Origin of the sequence: Rhodococcus sp. IEGM 1381 (assembly GCF_030056795.1) — a bacterium.
In the GTDB taxonomy this organism is placed as follows: domain Bacteria; phylum Actinomycetota; class Actinomycetes; order Mycobacteriales; family Mycobacteriaceae; genus Rhodococcoides.
Map to the genome: position 1 here is coordinate 23,211 of NZ_JASHKQ010000019.1, position 16,031 is coordinate 39,241.

Sequence of the window (16,031 nt, forward strand, 5' to 3'; positions counted from 1 at the left end):
GCAGAATCAGCCTCGGCCGAGCAGAGCCTTGATCGACGCGGACGCTTTGGGCTTGGGCTGGGCGTCGAGCGGCGCGTGCGGATCGACCGCTCTGGTTCCGTCGATCTCACCTGCCGATCCGGCCAGCTCCTCGTAGTCGGAGTCGCCCGTCAGGTGGAACAGCAGAAACGCGGTGAGTACGGCACGGGTGCGCTGTTGGGTCTTGCGGTCGGAGCTGTTGATTCCCAGTGAGCGGAGCATTCGCCGGCCTTCGACAAATCCGTCTGCCGTCGAGCCGTCGATTCGGCGGAGGACGGATGGTCCGTACCAGGCCTGGGCGAGAGCCAATGAATTGTCGTTGAGCGAATCGGCGTTCGAGTTGTCGCCGACGACGAGCCCGGGGACGGCAAGGCCGGCGGCGGCGTCCTCGGACGACGGTGCCGTCGGTGCCGGGAAGAGTGCAGCGACGGCCTTGATATCCGATCGCCGGGAGGCTGCGAGAACAGCGGTCCCGGCACCCATCGCGTGGCCGGCTGTGGCGAGTTTCTCCGGATGCACGCTGATGTTGCCTGGACCCAGACGCACGCCGGTCATGATGTCGAGCACAGTGCCCAGGTCGGTGGCGAGTCCGCGGTGCGAGGGCACGAGGCCACGCTCGGTGTCAGGTGCCGCCACGACGATGCCCCAGGACGCCAAGTGCTTCAGTGTGTCGGTGTAATGGCCGGGTCGGAGCATCCAGCCGTGTGCGAAGGCCACGCCGGGCAGGCCGAAGCCCTCGGCCGGGGTGTAGACGACTCCGGGTTGGCCGGCGAGGGCAAGGTTGCCTCGCAGGACCTTGTGCGGGCCACGCTTGGACAGAGCAGATGCCAGCTTCTTCGGTTTCGCCACGAGAGATGACGCTACCGAACGCGGGCCGGTGAGGGGGACGGGGACACGTCGACCCGAGCGAATGGGTCGTGCGCGCCCCGCCGAGTACCCTGAACCACCATGTGCGGAATCGTGGGTTATGTCGGCCACCGCCCAGCTCTGGGTGTGGTGGTCGAAGCGCTTCGGCGTATGGAATATCGGGGCTACGACTCTGCGGGTATTGCAATTCTCGACGGAGCGGGAGCGACGGCCGTCGAACGCAAAGCGGGTCGGCTGGCGAATCTCGAAGCCGAATTGGACGACATCGGTACCGATACGTTCGTCGGCACCACCGGGATGGGACACACCCGGTGGGCGACGCACGGCCGTCCCACCGACCGCAACGCCCACCCCCACCGCGATGCGTCGGGCACCGTCGCTGTGGTGCACAACGGCATCATCGAGAACTTCGGTCCGCTTCGGGCCGAACTGGAAGCTGTCGGGGTCGAGTTCCTGTCCGACACCGACACCGAGGTCGCAGTGCACCTCGTGTCGCGGGCGTACGCGGAAGGTCCGACCGCGGGCAACTTCGTGGCCAGCGCCAAAGCTGTCCTGCGTCGACTCGAGGGTGCGTTCACCCTGGTGTTCACCCATTCCGATCACGCCGACACCATCGTTGCGGCACGCCGGTCCACGCCGCTGGTGTTGGGCGTCGGCGACGGTGAGATGTTCCTCGGTTCCGATGTCGCAGCGTTCATCGAGCACACACGCGACGCCGTCGAACTCGGCCAGGATCAGGTAGTCGTCATCACCGCAGACGGATACGACATCAGTGATTTCGATGGCAACGAGGCGCAGGGGCGCCCGTTCCGAATCGACTGGGACCTGGCGGCCGCCGAAAAGGGCGGTCACGACTACTTCATGCTCAAGGAGATCCAGGAGCAGCCGGCCGCCGTGGCGGATACATTGCTCGGCCACTTCGACAACGGTCGGATCGTGCTCGACGAGCAGCGGTTGTCCGATCAGGAACTGCGCGACGTCGACAAGGTGTTCGTCGTGGCCTGCGGCAGCGCATACCACTCGGGTCTGCTCGCCAAGTACGCGATCGAGCACTGGACCAGGCTGCCGGTCGAGGTGGAACTGGCCAGCGAGTTCCGCTACCGCGACCCGGTCTTGGATCGATCGACCCTGGTCGTCGCTATCTCGCAGTCGGGCGAGACCGCAGACACCCTCGAGGCCGTGCGGCACGCCAAGGATCAGAAGGCGCGTGTCCTCGCCGTCTGCAATACGAATGGTTCACAGATTCCACGCGAGGCCGACGCCGTCCTCTATACCCGGGCAGGCCCGGAGATCGGCGTCGCGTCGACCAAGGCATTTCTCGCTCAGGTGACCGCGAACTACCTGGTCGGTCTCGCTCTGGCCCAGGCGCGCGGCACCAAGTACCCCGACGAGGTTGCCCGTGAATTCGCCGAACTCGAAGCCATGCCCGAGTTGGTGCAGCGAGTTCTCGAGACGGTCGAGCCGGTCCGGGCGCTCGCCCGCGAGCTGTCGACCGCGACGACCATTCTCTTCCTCGGTCGACACGTCGGGTACCCGGTTGCGCTCGAAGGCGCGCTCAAGCTCAAGGAGCTCGCGTACATGCACGCGGAAGGCTTCGCGGCGGGCGAGCTCAAGCACGGTCCGATCGCTCTGATCGAGGACGGTGTCCCGGTGATCATCGTGATGCCCTCGCCCAAGGGCCGCGCGGTGCTGCACTCGAAGATGTTGAGCAACATTCGTGAGATCCAAGCGCGTGGTGCGCGGACCGTCGTCATCGCCGAGGAGGGCGACGAGGCAGTGCGGCCGTTCGCCGACAACTTGATCGAGATACCCGCCGCCTCGACGCTGTTGCAGCCCTTGCTGTCGACGATCCCGTTGCAGGTGTTCGCTGCCGAGGTCGCCCAGGCGCGGGGTTACGACGTGGACAAGCCGCGCAATCTGGCCAAGTCCGTCACCGTCGAGTAGAGCGCGATCATCTGACGACGACTGCACCCTTCATCTGCGGATGGAGGGTGCAGTAGTAGCGGTAGGTGCCCGGTTCGTCGAAAGTCTGCACGTAGTCTCCGTATCCGAGCATGGGGCTGTGCAGGAGCGTCGAGGCCGCTCCGATACCGACCACGTTGTGTCCGACGCCGCGATCGGCGAAATGCCACGCCACACTCTGGCCCACGTCGATCGTGACCGATGCCGGAGAGTAGGCCATTCCGGCCACCTGCACGGTGACGTCGGCGATCGATTCGTCCACCGTCAGCGTCGACGGGTCCTCGGTGCAGCCGGTCGCGCCGAGAACGATCGAGAGCAGGACCATGAGCGTGAATGCTGCCGGTCCACCGCCGCGAGATGTCATCTTTCGAGGCTAACCGCCTACGTCACGGCGCCCTGATCGGACGCACGTAGGCTCGAGGTTCACGCCAGCGGGTAACGAGAGGACCTCGGCATGCGCGCCTACTACACACCCGAGCAGATACGGAATGCGGAAGCGCCGCTTCTGAATTCCTTGCCCGACGGCGTTCTCATGCGTCGCGCCGCCTATGGCTTGGCCACTGTCGTGGCAGCCGAGCTCAGGGCGCGCACGGGCGGCGTCGCGGGACGGCGCGTGACGATTCTGGTGGGCACGGGCGACAACGGCGGCGACGGTCTGTGGGCTGGGGCCTTTCTGCGTCGACGGGGCGTCTCGGTGTCTGTGCTGCTCCTCGACCCGGCGCGAGCGCATGCCGAAGGGCTGGAGGCCCTGCGCTCGTCGGGCGGACGGGTGGTGACGCAGTGCGGACCGGCCGACATCGTGATCGACGCCATCGTGGGGATTTCCGGTAGAGGGCCGCTGCGTCCCGACGCGGCTGCAGTCGTCGCGCAGATTACCGCACCGATCGTGTCGGTGGACGTGCCAAGTGGTGTGGACGCCGAGACCGGTGCTGCTCCGGGTCCGGCGGTGACGGCCGATGTGACGGTGACGTTCGGCGCGCGCAAGCCCGTCCACGTTCTCGCCGTACCTCGTTGTGGCCGAGTCGAACTGATCGACATCGGGCTGACGCTTCCAGCATCGGCGATGGCGTCGTTCGAGCCTGCCGACGTCGGGCAGATCTGGCCGATCCCTACCGCCTCGGACGACAAGTATTCGCAGGGCGTGGTGGGAATCCTCGCGGGCAGCGCGACGTTCCCGGGTGCCGCATTGCTCTGTGTAGGAGCTGCGGTGGCAGCCACCTCCGGAATGGTCCGCTACGTGGGAAGCGCGGGTGCAGAGGTCGTTTCGCACCATCCGGAGGTGGTCGCCGCCCCGGATCTCGACGCGGCCGGCAGAGTTCAGTCGTGGGTTGTCGGTCCAGGCTTCGGCACCGACGAGCCCTCGGCGGAGACAGTGCGCCGGGTGCTGGAATCGGATCTGCCGGTCATCGTCGATGCGGATGCGCTGACGATCCTCGCAGGCAACGCACAGTGGGTGACCGGGCGCACCGCACCGACCCTGATGACCCCGCACGCCGGAGAATTCGCGCGCCTGACCGGATCGGACCCGGGCCCCGACCGCGTGGGAGCGGTGCGCGATCTTGCCGCCCGCTGGGGTGTGACCGTGCTGCTCAAGGGACGCGCAACGATCATCGCCGATGCCGACGGCACCACCTTCGTGAGCGACGCCGGGGGATCGGCCGCATCGACCGCCGGATCCGGCGACGTTCTCTCCGGAATCCTCGGGGCCTTGCTCGCGTCGGGAATGGCGCCCTCCACCGCGGCCGCGTGCGGGGCAAAGGTTCACGCGCTCGCCGCAGCCCGCGCGGCACATGGACCAGGCAGGGAGTTCGCGGCACCGGTGTCGGCGAGCCCGCTGTGCGCATCCATCTCGGACGCCATCCGCACCGTGCGCTCGCTCACAGACGGATCGAGATAGTTCCAGGTCCCACTCGGGGCACCGGGTGTGTCACGAGTTGTGCCACCCTGATCCGTCGTATTACCGGCTCGGATGGCACTATCGAATGTTGTGAGTATCGGCTGCGGTGACGAGAGGACCGGTTCGGGCGCGGTGGCGTCCGTCGACCTCGACGCAGTGCGACACAACGTGCACGTGTTGCAACAGTTCGCCGGCGACGCCGCCGTGATGGCGGTGCTCAAGTCCGACGGGTACAACCACGGAGCCATCGAGGTTGCACACGCCGCTGTCGCAGCAGGCGTGAAGGGGATCGGCGTCACCACGATCGGCGAGGCCCTCGAACTCCGCGCAGCGGGAATCGGCGTTCCCGTGCTGGCATGGCTGCATCGAACGGATACCGATTACGATGCCGCGATCAGCGCGCAGGTCGGGATCGGAGTGTCCACGGCTGCCCAGCTCGACGCCGTGGTGGCAGCAGCGCGCAGAGTCGGTCGCACCGCAGACCTCTCGCTCAAGATCGATACCGGGCTCAATCGCAACGGGGTCGCTGAAGCCGATCTCGATGTCGTTCTCGACGCAACGGCGGCCGCCGTCGCGGAGGGAACCGTGCACTTGGTCGGCATGTTCTCGCACTTGGCCTGCGCCGACGAACCGGAGCACCCGGCCAACGACGCCCAAGCTCAGCGGCTTCGCGACGCAGTCAGCCGCGCCACCCGACGCGGAACGCCTCCCACCGTCGTACATCTGTCCAACTCGGCGGCTACGTTGACCAGACCCGATCTCTGTTTCGACATGGTCCGTCCGGGTATTGCTCTGTACGGTTTGTCGCCCGTGCCGCAGTTGGGAAAGTTCGGCCTGCAGCCGGTGATGACGTTGTCGGCCCAGGTAGCGAACATCAAGAAGGTGAGCAAAGGTGAATCGGTGTCGTACGGATACACCTGGACCGCTCAGGCCGACACCGTGGTCGCCCTCATCGCGCTCGGATATGCCGACGGCGTCGTCCGCAGTCTCAGTGGGCGGTTCGACGTGACGATCGCAGGTCGGCGTTTTCCGTCGGTAGGACGAGTGTGCATGGACCAATTCGTCGTCGACCTCGGCGGCGACGGCTCGGGTGTCGCGGTCGGCGACGAGGCGCTACTCTTCGGGCCAGGGGACAGGGGAGAGGCGCACGCCCAGGATTGGGCAGATGCGCTCGACACAATCAGCTACGAGGTCGTCACCGGCATTCGTGGACGTGTTCGACGGCAGTTCGTCGGCGCGCGCTCAGGGGAGGCGACGGAATAGATCATGCGCGGATTGCTGGAGAGTATTGCAATTGTGGTGCGCGAGACGGCGTTTCGATCCAACAAGGACCCGCTGGCCACCGAGAACCTCGATCTCATGGATGCGGACCGCGGCAGTATCGTCACCGCGGACGACGGTGTGCCACTGGCGGTGCGCGAAGTCGGCCCGACCGACGCCGAGCTGACCGTCGTCTTCGTGCACGGCTACTGTCTGCGCACGTCGTCCTGGCATTTTCAGCGTCGTGCACTCGAACAGCAATGGGATTCGTCGGTTCGCATGGTCTTCTACGACCAGCGCGGCCATGGTCGCTCGGGGGTGCCGAGCTCGGACAGCTGCACGATCGGCCAGCTGGGCCTCGATCTGGACGCGGTGATTCGCTCGGTCGTGCCCAAGGGGCGCATCGTACTGGTCGGTCACTCGATGGGTGGAATGTCGATCCTGTCCATGGCACGGCAACGGTCGGATGTGCTGCGCCAACGAGTCATAGGAGCGGTGCTGATCTCGACGACCGCTGCCGGTCTCGCACAATCCGGGGTCGGTCGTAGTCTGCAGAATCCGGCGGTCGACGCGTTCCGCCTCGCAGTCCGGACCTCGCCCGGCTTCGTACAGTTCGGCCGTGGTGCCGTGCGCGCACTCATCTCACCGATATTGCGTGCGGCGTCCTACGGAACCAGGGTGTCCCCGCGTTTGGTGGCATTCTCCCAGTCGATGATCGACGACACCTCGGTTGTCACGATCGTCAATTTCCTCGAGACACTCGAGTTGCACGACGAGTCCGAGGCTCTCGTGGAATTCGAGAACATTCCGGTGTCGGTGGTGTGTGGCGACGAGGATTGGATCATTCCGTTCGCCAGTTCCGAGGCGCTGGCTCAGGCCCTGCCACGTTCGGAGATGGTGCGCGTCCGGCAGGGCGGCCATCTGGTTCAGCTCGAATTTCCGGAACAGGTCAACGGCGCGATTCTCCGGCTCGTGGCCCGAGCGTCGGAAGCGGCAGGCAAGAAGCGACGGTGGGGCGTTGTTTGACGTGCTGTTGACACTGCCGGTGGAAGCCGAATTGGTCACTGCCGCAGACACTGCCGAGTTCGGCGCACGGTTGGCGAACGTTCTGGTGGCCGGTGATCTGGTGATTCTCGACGGTCCGTTGGGCGCAGGAAAGACAGCGATGACCAAAGGTATTGCCGCAGGTCTCGGCGTGCAGGGACGAGTGACGTCTCCCACCTTCGTCATCGCCCGTGAGCATCGGCCCGGGCCGCGGCCGCATGGTTTACCGCCGGTTGCGCTCGTGCACGTCGATGCCTATCGGCTCGGGATGACCGGACAATCGGCACTCGACGAACTCGATGCTCTGGACCTGGACACCGACCTCACCGATGCGGTGGTCGTGGTCGAATGGGGTGAGGGTCTGGTCGAAAAACTGACAGACGGACACGTCTCGGTTCGGTTGGCGCGCGATCCGGAATCGGATGTTCGACGCGTGACGGTGAGGCGCGTGACCACCACGTCGGCTCCGGCTGACGTTCGTTGATCGGGTACCGGGTGCGCGGCCGAATCTCCGTCGACGCGTAACCTGAACCCTCGTGCTTGTACTTGCCGTCGACACCTCGACCCCCGCCGTCACCGCAGGTGTGGTGCGCCTGACGGAGGCCGCCGGTGCTCCGGTCGAAACCCTCGCCACGCGGGTTCGGGTGGACGCGAGGTCGCACGCGGAGATCCTGACGCCCAACATTCTCGAGTGCCTCACGGAGGCCGACATCACCGCGGCCGACCTCGATGCCGTCGTCGTCGGCGTCGGACCCGGCCCCTACACCGGGTTACGGGTGGGCATGGCGACGGCAGCGGCGTTCGGTGACGCACTCGGGGTGCCGGTGTACGGCGTATGCAGCCTCGACGCCATTGCGGCCGATGTCGCAGAGCCCGGGACCCTACTGGTGGTGACCGATGCGCGTCGTCGCGAAATCTATTGGGCGCGTTACGAAGCGGGAGTCCGCACCGCGGGTCCCGATGTGATCGCGCCGGCTGACCTGAATCATTTCGGAGCCGATGCGGTCGCGGGCTCCGCTCCGCATGCCGCGCAATTCGACGTTCCGATTCGCGATGTGCAGGCACCGTCACCGGCCGGTTTGATTCAGGTCGCCGCGGCCGATATCGCGAGCGGAGTCGTCCCGGGTCCTCTCGTTCCGCTGTATCTACGCCGGCCCGATGCCAAGACGCTCGCCGAGCGCGCCGCGGCGAAGGCTCGGCAATGACGGTGTCGATCGAGCCGATGACCGTGCAGGACGCTCCACGGTGCGCGTATCTCGAGGCGGTGCTCTTCGAGGGAGACGGCCCGTGGACCGAGGATCTGTTCGTTGCGGAACTGGCGGCGCCGCACATCCATTACGTCACGGCGCGAGAGAACGGCGAGATGATCGGCTACGCGGGTGTCGCCCTGTTGGGGCAGCCGAGCCGCGGCGCGTTCGTGGTCGGCGAGTCCGAGGTCCACACCATCGGAGTCGATCCGGCTCACCACCGTAGAGGGATCGGCGGACGACTGCTCGACGAGCTACTCCGGATAGCCGACGAGCACGGCGGACCGGTCTTTCTCGAGGTCCGCACTGACAACGAGCCTGCTATCGAGTTGTACAAACGCGAGGGGTTCGAGATCGTGGGGACCAGGGCCAAGTACTACCAGCCGAGCGGAGTCGACGCGTTCACCATGCGTCGGCCGGAACGAACCGAAGGATCAGCCCGATGATCGTCATGGGTATCGAAAGTTCCTGCGATGAAACGGGAGTCGGGATCGTCCGGTGGAACGCTGGACAGTGCGAGCTGCTGGCGGACGAGGTGGCATCGAGCGTCGACGAGCATGCCCGTTACGGCGGAGTGGTGCCCGAGGTGGCGTCACGGGCGCACCTCGAAGCCATCGTGCCGAACATGCGGCGAGCTCTGGCGACGGCTGACATCGATCGTCCCGACGCCGTCGCGGTGACGATCGGGCCGGGATTGGCCGGGGCGCTGTTGGTCGGGGTCGCTGCTGCGAAGGCATACGCCGCAGCCTGGGGCGTGCCCTTCTATGCGGTGAACCATCTCGGGGGACACGTCGCAGTCGACACGCTCGAACACGGTCCGATGCCGTCGTGTGTCGCCCTGTTGGTATCCGGTGGGCATACTCATCTGCTGCACGTCGACGATTTGTCTCGGCCGATCGCCGAACTCGGAACGACGGTGGACGACGCCGCTGGAGAGGCCTTCGACAAGGTCGCGCGACTACTCGGATTGGGCTACCCGGGCGGGCCTGCTCTCGATGCTGCTGCGCGCGAGGGTGATCCGTCTGCGATCGCGTTTCCCCGAGGAATGACCGGCCCTCGTGATGCCCGGTACGACTTCTCGTTCTCCGGAGTCAAGACCGCGGTCGCTCGATTCGTCGAGGCCAGGCAACGCGCCGGCGATCCTGTTCCGGTAGCTGACATCGCCGCATCGTTTCAGGAGTCCGTCGCCGATGTGTTGACGATGAAGGCGGTTCGTGCGGCCACCGACGTCGATGTCGACACGATCGTTCTCGGCGGGGGTGCCACGGCCAACTCGCGTATCCGGTCGTTGATCGAAAGTCGTTGTGCCGAGCAGGGGTTGAGACTTCGGATACCGAAGCCGCGGCTGTGCACGGACAACGGTGTGATGATTGCAGCGCTGGGTGCACATCTCGTCGCCGGCGGCGCTGCGCCGTCTGCGCTCACCGCAGTGACCGATCCCGGTCTGTCGGTTGCGACCAGTCAGGTCCCCGGCTGAACGTCCGGAACGGGCTCGGAGGTTCGCGGCGCAGCCGTGTCCTGTGAGGTGCGGGGTTCGACGCTCTCACCGGACACCGCAGGCGGTGGCGACCAGACGGTCGGCGGAGGGGTCAGTTCCGGAGTGGGATCGGAGCCGCGGACGACCGTCGTCGGAACCGTGATCGATTCGGTCGGTTCCACAGCGCTGGGTTCCACACTGCTGGGTTTCACACTGCTCTGTGGCACCGCCTCGGCGGAGGGTTGCGGTGTCGGTCCGGGGCTGAGCTCGGTGGGGCCGGACGGCGTTGTCGGACCGGGGGTCTCGCCCACATCGGGGTTGGTGGGCTCGATTGGCAGGGTGGTGGTCGGTGCGGGCGTCGTGGGCTCGGGAGTGACCGGTGTCGGCGGCACGACGGTGATACCAGTGCCTGCTTCGGGTGACGACGACTCCGGCGGCGGACCGACCGGCCATTCGATGCGCGGGAGGTCGGGAGCAGGTCGCAGCGTCGGCGTGGTGGTCGGTGCGGTGGACATGGTGAGTCCGGACGAGGAATCCGTCGACTGCACCGTGGTTGCCGCGGGGCCGACGGGATCTCCCGAGCTACGGGTGGAGGTCGACGTGTCACCGGGCGAGTAACCCTCGGCTACTTCTCGTCCCGCGTCGCCGGAGCCCGCGACGGGGTTTGTCGCGCTGCCGGCAGGGGACACGCTCGGGTCGTCTGCCGGCGTCATCGTCTGCAGGCCGTAGGCGAGCACCAATCCGCCCGCGACGACGGCGGCAGCTATCGCTCCCGAGTAGCGACTCATCCGGCCTGCGGTTCGGCGTGCAGCCGAGACCAGTGGGTAGTCGTTGTCGGTCACCGACGCGGCGACCACAGCCGCTCCCACGGCGAGCACGGCGTCGGGTTCGGGAAGGCGAATGACGCGCGCATGGAACATGTCGGTGATGGAAGAGGCCAGCAGCGGGATGTGGGCTCCGCCGCCGATGAGCACGATGGCCTCGGGTTCGTGAGTGCTCTCGTCGAACACCCTGCGGACGAACAGGGCTGCTTCGCGCAGGAGCGGCGATGCAGCGGTCTCGAATGCACTGCGGTCGATGGTCAGCGGTACCCCGCTGTAACGCTCGATCCGGACTTCGTCCTCGCGGGAGAGCTGTTCCTTGATCGATCGGTACCGTGCCGATCCGATTCCGCGGTCGTCGCGAATGTCGTCTCGGAGGTTGTCGCGGGTCATGTCCTGGACGAGATTCTTGACGAGAGCGTCGAGTGCATTGCCGCTGACGATGTCCGACCGGTCATGCGCCGACACCGTTCCAGCCGTTCGGTCGGTGACGGTGACCGACAGGCCCGACGCACCGAGATCGACCAGTGCGATCGTGTCGTAGCCGTCTATCAGGCCGGTGGTGGCCAGGTGCGCAACTGCCGCCGCGGATTCGGGCACCAGCCGAACGTCGCGAGTGGTGTGCGTCAACGCGTCGCGAATTCCCGCGGCGTGCTCTTCGGTGCGGTAGGTGACGGCGATCGCGTCGGGAGGTCGATGCCCGGGAATCAGCGATGCCATGAGCTCGATGGCAGAGGTAACGAGCTCACCCATGTCGGTGTTCGCCTGGCGATCGGCCGATACCGTCCGGTACTCGACCGTGCGACTGCCGTCGATGTCGACAGTGACGAGGGCTGCGCACACGACCTCGGATCCGGTGGATACTCCCACTCCTACCCGCATGGTGCACCTCCCGCCCCTGTTTGCCTGTCCGGTTCGACTGCCTTGTGTCTCATGTCGTGACACAGCTGTCGATCGTTATCGTTCGGACAGCCCCGTTATCGTAACGTTACTTCGGGTATTTATGCGAGCGTTATATTCCATGTGGTCGGTTATCGGGACGATGTTCGGGTTGGTTCACCTGGCCTTTCGGCGGGCGAGCACGCAGTCGGAAACACACGTAAATCGGTAGCGACATCGGCGTTTCGGGGCCTGATTTTCTGCGTTTTCCAATTGCTGGGGTCCAAGAAACTGCGCGTCGTCTGTAGCGGAAGACCGTCCGTGTCCGCGCCGACTCGAATCTGGCGAACCCAGCCCTTGAGTGCTGGCACTCTCGTGTATAGAGTGCTAGTTGGCATCGAGCGAAGTCCCGGCACCCGCGACGACGGGAACGTGTTCGAGCCGTTTGTCAGAACCGCACGAGAAGTACTTACACACAGCTGTCCGGGGATCCGACCCCGGACGCGTACCCCATAACTTTGGAGGGCTCAACGTGGCGAGCGTGAAAATCAAGCCGCTCGAGGACAAGATCCTCGTCCAGGCCAACGAGGCCGAGACGACGACCGCCTCCGGTCTGGTCATCCCCGACACAGCCAAGGAGAAGCCTCAGGAAGGCACCGTCGTCGCCGTTGGCGAAGGCCGTGTCACCGAAAAGGGCAACCGCATCCCGGTCGACGTCAAAGAAGGTGACACCGTCATCTACAGCAAGTACGGCGGCACCGAGATCAAGTACGCCGGCGAGGAGTACCTGATTCTGTCGGCACGCGACGTGCTGGCAGTCATCGCCAAGTAGGCCACAACGCATCCCGCCCCGGAAGCCGATCTCGTGTCGGTGCCGGGGCGGTGTGCGTTCGATCGAGTTTCTTTACTCGAAGGAGTAACACCGAAACATGGCAAAGCAAATCCAATTCAACGAGGAAGCGCGCCGTTCACTCGAGCGCGGCGTCGACAAACTTGCCGACGCAGTCAAGGTCACTCTCGGACCCCGAGGACGCCACGTCGTGCTGTCCAAGGCATTCGGCGGACCGACCGTCACCAACGACGGTGTGTCGATCGCTCGTGAGATCGACCTGGAGGATCCGTTCGAGAACTTGGGCGCACAGCTGGTCAAGAGTGTCGCCACCAAGACCAACGACGTCGCAGGCGACGGAACCACCACCGCGACGGTTCTCGCTCAGGCTCTCGTGCGCGGCGGACTGAAGAACATCGCCGCCGGTGCGAACCCGATCGCCCTCGGCGTCGGAATCTCCAAGGCTGCCGACAAGGTCGCCGAGGCGCTGCTCGCCGCCGCTACTCCGGTCGAGGGCAAGCAGGCCATTGCTCAGGTCGCCACCGTGTCCTCGCGTGACCCCGAGATCGGCGAACTGGTCGGTGAGGCGCTCACCCGCGTCGGTGCCGACGGCGTGGTCACCGTCGAAGAGTCTTCGACATTGCTCACGGAACTTTCGGTCACCGAGGGCGTTCAGTTCGACAAGGGCTACCTCTCGCCGTACTTCGTCACCGACGTCGACACGCAGGAAGCCGTACTCGAAGACGCGTACGTCTTGCTCTACCGCGAGAAGATCACCTCGCTTCCGGACTTCCTTCCCCTGCTGGAGAAGGTGGCCGAGAGCGGCAAGCCGTTGCTCATCCTCGCCGAGGACACCGAGGGCGAAGTTCTCTCGACGCTCGTCGTGAACTCGATCCGCAAGACCATCAAGGCCGTCGCTGTGAAGGCGCCGTTCTTCGGTGATCGCCGCAAGGCATTCCTGGACGACCTTGCCGTCGTGACTGCGGGACAGGTCATCACTGCCGACGTCGGTCTGAGCCTGAAGGAAGCCGGCCTCGAGCTCCTCGGGCGCGCTCGTCGCGTCGTAGTCACCAAGGACGACACGACCATCGTCGACGGTGCGGGTTCTCAGGAAGACATCGATGCTCGCGTCGGCCAGTTGCGCCGCGAAATCGAGAACACCGAGTCGGAGTGGGATCGCGAGAAGCTCGAAGAGCGTCTGGCGAAGCTCTCGGGCGGCATCGCCGTCATCAAGGTCGGCGCAGCCACCGAGACCGAGCTCAAAGAACGAAAGTTCCGCGTCGACGACGCAGTGGCAGCAGCCAAAGCGGCCGTCGAAGAGGGCATCGTTCCCGGCGGTGGCTCGGCTCTGACCCAGGCAGCGTTGTCGCTGGCCGATGATCTCGGCCTGACCGGCGACGAAGCGACCGGAGTCGCCGTGGTGCGTACTGCACTCAACGCGCCGCTGTTCTGGATCGCCACCAACGCTGGCATCGACGGTTCAGTCGTGGTCAGCAAGGTCGCCGAGCTGCCGAAGGGACACGGATTCAACGCCGCGACCCTGACGTACGGTGACCTGCTGGCAGACGGCGTAGTCGATCCGGTGAAGGTGACTCGATCAGCTGTGGTCAACGCTGCATCGGTTGCCCGGATGATCCTGACGACCGAGAGCTCGATCGTGGAGAAGCCGGAACAGGCCGCCGAGCCTGCTGCCGGGCACGGTCACGCTCACTGACGTTCGATAGAACTACGACGAAGCCCCCAACCCGAGTCGGGTTGGGGGCTTCGTCGTGTGTGCACTCGGCACCATCGCGTCGACTAGACCGCGATACGGCGACGGTTGTGCCGGGCGTGCAGTTCTCGTTCGGTTTCGGACATTCCGCCCCAGATGCCATAAGGCTCACTGACGTTGAGAGCGTGTGTGCGGCATTGCGCGAGGACGGGGCAGCTGCGGCACATTTCCTTGGCGCGCATCTCGCGCTGCGCTCGTGCGCGGCCTCGCTCGCCGTCCGGGTGGAAGAACATGGACGAGTCGACCCCACGGCACAGGCCGTGCATCTGCCAATCCCAAATATCGGCGTTCGGCCCAGGGAGATGATTCGGCTGCGGCATGGAAACTCCTAGGGTGGTGTGGCTTCTCGAATTCGTGATCCGAATGTCGACAACGTTATGTGGGTCGACGAAATCGAGTCAATAGTTCTTCGTCGTGGGCAAATGCATAGTTATGGGGCCAAGAATTAACACGGTTGATCTTTACTTGGGCCTCACCGCGTGCGTGCCGTTCCTGTTGAAGAATCCGCGGACACGGGAGACGATAGGGAGAGTGGGGCTCGGCATCCGTCCCGTCGACACAGTGATTCGGTGGCGGGAACTATGGCCTCGTGCGATCGATTCGCCGTGCGTTCGTCGTAGTTCTCCCTGTTCAGGGTCTCGTGAAGGCTCCGGGGGTTCGTCCGCTGCCGGTCGGTCGGTTCGGTGGTCTCAGTGTGGAAGACGCTGCACGCGGCGCGCGGTGCCGGCCTCTGGAACGGCGTGTCTCGGGCCGAGACGTCGGGCAACGACAGTCGAGGTTTGTCGGCACGGTTCACCGTTTGGGTGCAGCGTTTAACCTATTCGCCACACAGCGTTCAGATTGCCGTTTCCTGGACGGCCTTTTTTACATTGTTAATTCCTTGAAAACTGCATTTCGTGCATTGAATACAGAGCCCGCATCCAGTGCCGTGCTCGAGCACTAATTGTCGCCTCACCGAGTGGTTCTCTGGGCAGCACACGCGGCTTCTCGCGCCCTGGACGACAAATCGGACGACGTATGGCAAGGCCCTACCCTTGCGTTGTGTCACCAGAGCAGATCTCGCGGTTCACTGCGACGCCCTCCGACCTCCTCGACGTCGCTTTCGGTCCCGACCCCGGCCGATTCCCGCTCCCCGCGGCGACCGATCCCTACGAGAGCTGGCACCGCAGTGTGGCGTTGGCCGGGCAAGGTCGATACGGCGCCGCGGACGTCGAGCTGCGGCGGTACACCCCTCGTAGCTTGGAACTCGAGTCGCTGCACGCTTCGACCAGAGCCTCATGGCTGCGTCAACTGGGTAGGCACGAGCGGGCGCGCCGCTTCGACGGCAGAGCGGTGTTCCTCGTCGGTCTCGTGGGACCTCCGCGATCGAGGGACTCGGTCGAAGCACGAAGCGATGCGTTGATCGGCCTCGCCGCCGATGCGCTCGGCACGGGGCGGTTCGGGTTGGCGCAGACCCTGCTCGCTCGCAGTGACGGGCATCGGCAGGGGCCGAACGGCGAGGGGCTGTGGCGTCCGGCTCTGCGAGCTGCGTGGGTATCGGCCGAACTGGCGATGGTGCGCGGCGACGGCTCGACGGCCGTCCGACACGCCGAGTCCGCGCGAGCTCTCGCCAACGATGCCGATTCGTTACGCCACAGCATCAAGACGGACCTGGTCTTGGCGGCCGCACTGAGTTGCGCAGGGCAGACCAGCCGCGCCCATGATTTTGCGGTCCAGGTGGCCAGCGCTGCGGCGATGCACGGCCTGTTGCCGTTGCGCTGGGCCGCGACGATGCTCTGCGAGGGAACCGGAATTGCCGACGCCGCGACGGCGACCTCTGCCGATCTCGCGTCAGCGATCGATCGTCGCGGTGGTTCGTCGATCCACTGACCAGGACCGCGGTGGAAGACGGACCGAGTGGTTCGGTTGGTCCGGGGTGGTGTCGCTATCCTTGGTCACGTTCCACCACCACGTGGAAGC

15 protein-coding genes are annotated in these 16,031 nt (G+C 65.4%); 11 read left to right on the forward strand and 4 right to left on the reverse strand.

What is annotated here, in order from left to right; all coding sequences use genetic code 11:
- Nucleotides 1–6 precede the first annotated feature (6 nt).
- Entirely contained in the window at nucleotides 7–867 is an 861-nt protein-coding gene (locus QM797_RS23760; protein WP_283278130.1) for a dienelactone hydrolase family protein, read from the reverse strand.
- A 99-nt stretch (nucleotides 868–966) separates the two neighbouring features.
- On the opposite strand from QM797_RS23760, the gene glmS reads away from it, so the two are divergent.
- Entirely contained in the window at nucleotides 967–2,829 is a 1,863-nt protein-coding gene (glmS, locus tag QM797_RS23765; RefSeq protein ID WP_283278131.1) for a glutamine--fructose-6-phosphate transaminase (isomerizing), read from the forward strand.
- 7 nt (nucleotides 2,830–2,836) lie between these two features.
- Here glmS and QM797_RS23770 read toward each other — a convergent pair whose 3' ends face one another.
- A complete protein-coding gene (locus QM797_RS23770) occupies nucleotides 2,837–3,211 on the reverse strand; it encodes a plastocyanin/azurin family copper-binding protein (protein ID WP_283278132.1) in 375 nt (124 codons plus the stop codon).
- A gap of 90 nt (nucleotides 3,212–3,301) precedes the next feature.
- Here QM797_RS23770 and QM797_RS23775 point away from each other — a divergent pair, with 90 nt between their 5' ends.
- From QM797_RS23775 to tsaD, 7 genes are all read left to right on the forward strand, one after another.
- Nucleotides 3,302–4,744, forward strand: coding sequence for an NAD(P)H-hydrate dehydratase (locus QM797_RS23775; protein WP_283278133.1), 1,443 nt, complete (start codon nucleotides 3,302–3,304; stop codon nucleotides 4,742–4,744).
- A gap of 72 nt (nucleotides 4,745–4,816) precedes the next feature.
- The gene (gene alr / locus QM797_RS23780; protein WP_502942389.1) at nucleotides 4,817–6,007 is read left to right on the forward strand and encodes an alanine racemase; all 1,191 of its coding nucleotides are present in this window, start codon (nucleotides 4,817–4,819) and stop codon (nucleotides 6,005–6,007) included.
- 3 nt (nucleotides 6,008–6,010) lie between these two features.
- Entirely contained in the window at nucleotides 6,011–7,030 is a 1,020-nt protein-coding gene (locus tag QM797_RS23785) for an alpha/beta fold hydrolase (RefSeq protein ID WP_283278135.1), read from the forward strand.
- Nucleotides 7,023–7,532, forward strand: coding sequence for a tRNA (adenosine(37)-N6)-threonylcarbamoyltransferase complex ATPase subunit type 1 TsaE (gene tsaE / locus QM797_RS23790; RefSeq protein WP_502942390.1), 510 nt, complete (start codon nucleotides 7,023–7,025; stop codon nucleotides 7,530–7,532). The genes QM797_RS23785 and tsaE overlap by 8 nt, the downstream gene beginning before the upstream one ends.
- Nucleotides 7,533–7,584: 52 nt before the next feature.
- Nucleotides 7,585–8,253, forward strand: coding sequence for a tRNA (adenosine(37)-N6)-threonylcarbamoyltransferase complex dimerization subunit type 1 TsaB (gene tsaB / locus QM797_RS23795; protein ID WP_283278136.1), 669 nt, complete (start codon nucleotides 7,585–7,587; stop codon nucleotides 8,251–8,253).
- Nucleotides 8,250–8,741: a ribosomal protein S18-alanine N-acetyltransferase gene (rimI, locus tag QM797_RS23800; RefSeq protein ID WP_283278137.1), complete on the forward strand. Its 492-nt coding sequence runs from the start codon at nucleotides 8,250–8,252 to the stop codon at nucleotides 8,739–8,741. Before tsaB ends, rimI begins: the two co-directional genes overlap by 4 nt.
- Nucleotides 8,738–9,772: a tRNA (adenosine(37)-N6)-threonylcarbamoyltransferase complex transferase subunit TsaD gene (gene tsaD, locus QM797_RS23805; protein ID WP_283278138.1), complete on the forward strand. Its 1,035-nt coding sequence runs from the start codon at nucleotides 8,738–8,740 to the stop codon at nucleotides 9,770–9,772. Before rimI ends, tsaD begins: the two co-directional genes overlap by 4 nt.
- Here tsaD and QM797_RS23810 read toward each other — a convergent pair.
- Nucleotides 9,757–11,475 carry a DUF7159 family protein gene (locus tag QM797_RS23810; RefSeq protein ID WP_283278139.1) on the reverse strand — a complete coding sequence of 573 codons (1,719 nt, stop codon included), beginning with the start codon at nucleotides 11,473–11,475 and terminating at the stop codon, nucleotides 9,757–9,759. The two genes, tsaD and QM797_RS23810, sit on opposite strands and share 16 nt — an antisense overlap.
- A gap of 529 nt (nucleotides 11,476–12,004) precedes the next feature.
- Between QM797_RS23810 and groES the strand changes: the two genes are divergently transcribed.
- Complete coding sequence (groES, locus tag QM797_RS23815) at nucleotides 12,005–12,304, forward strand: co-chaperone GroES (RefSeq protein WP_008718149.1); 300 nt, start codon at nucleotides 12,005–12,007, stop codon at nucleotides 12,302–12,304.
- A gap of 97 nt (nucleotides 12,305–12,401) precedes the next feature.
- Entirely contained in the window at nucleotides 12,402–14,015 is a 1,614-nt protein-coding gene (groL, locus tag QM797_RS23820; RefSeq protein WP_283278141.1) for a chaperonin GroEL, read from the forward strand.
- Nucleotides 14,016–14,098: 83 nt separating this feature from the next.
- Here groL and QM797_RS23825 read toward each other — a convergent pair whose 3' ends face one another.
- Nucleotides 14,099–14,392 carry a WhiB family transcriptional regulator gene (locus QM797_RS23825; protein ID WP_027496361.1) on the reverse strand — a complete coding sequence of 98 codons (294 nt, stop codon included), beginning with the start codon at nucleotides 14,390–14,392 and terminating at the stop codon, nucleotides 14,099–14,101.
- A gap of 721 nt (nucleotides 14,393–15,113) precedes the next feature.
- Here QM797_RS23825 and QM797_RS23830 point away from each other — a divergent pair.
- Nucleotides 15,114–15,941: a hypothetical protein gene (locus tag QM797_RS23830; protein ID WP_283278142.1), complete on the forward strand. Its 828-nt coding sequence runs from the start codon at nucleotides 15,114–15,116 to the stop codon at nucleotides 15,939–15,941.
- Nucleotides 15,942–16,031: the final 90 nt, after the last annotated feature.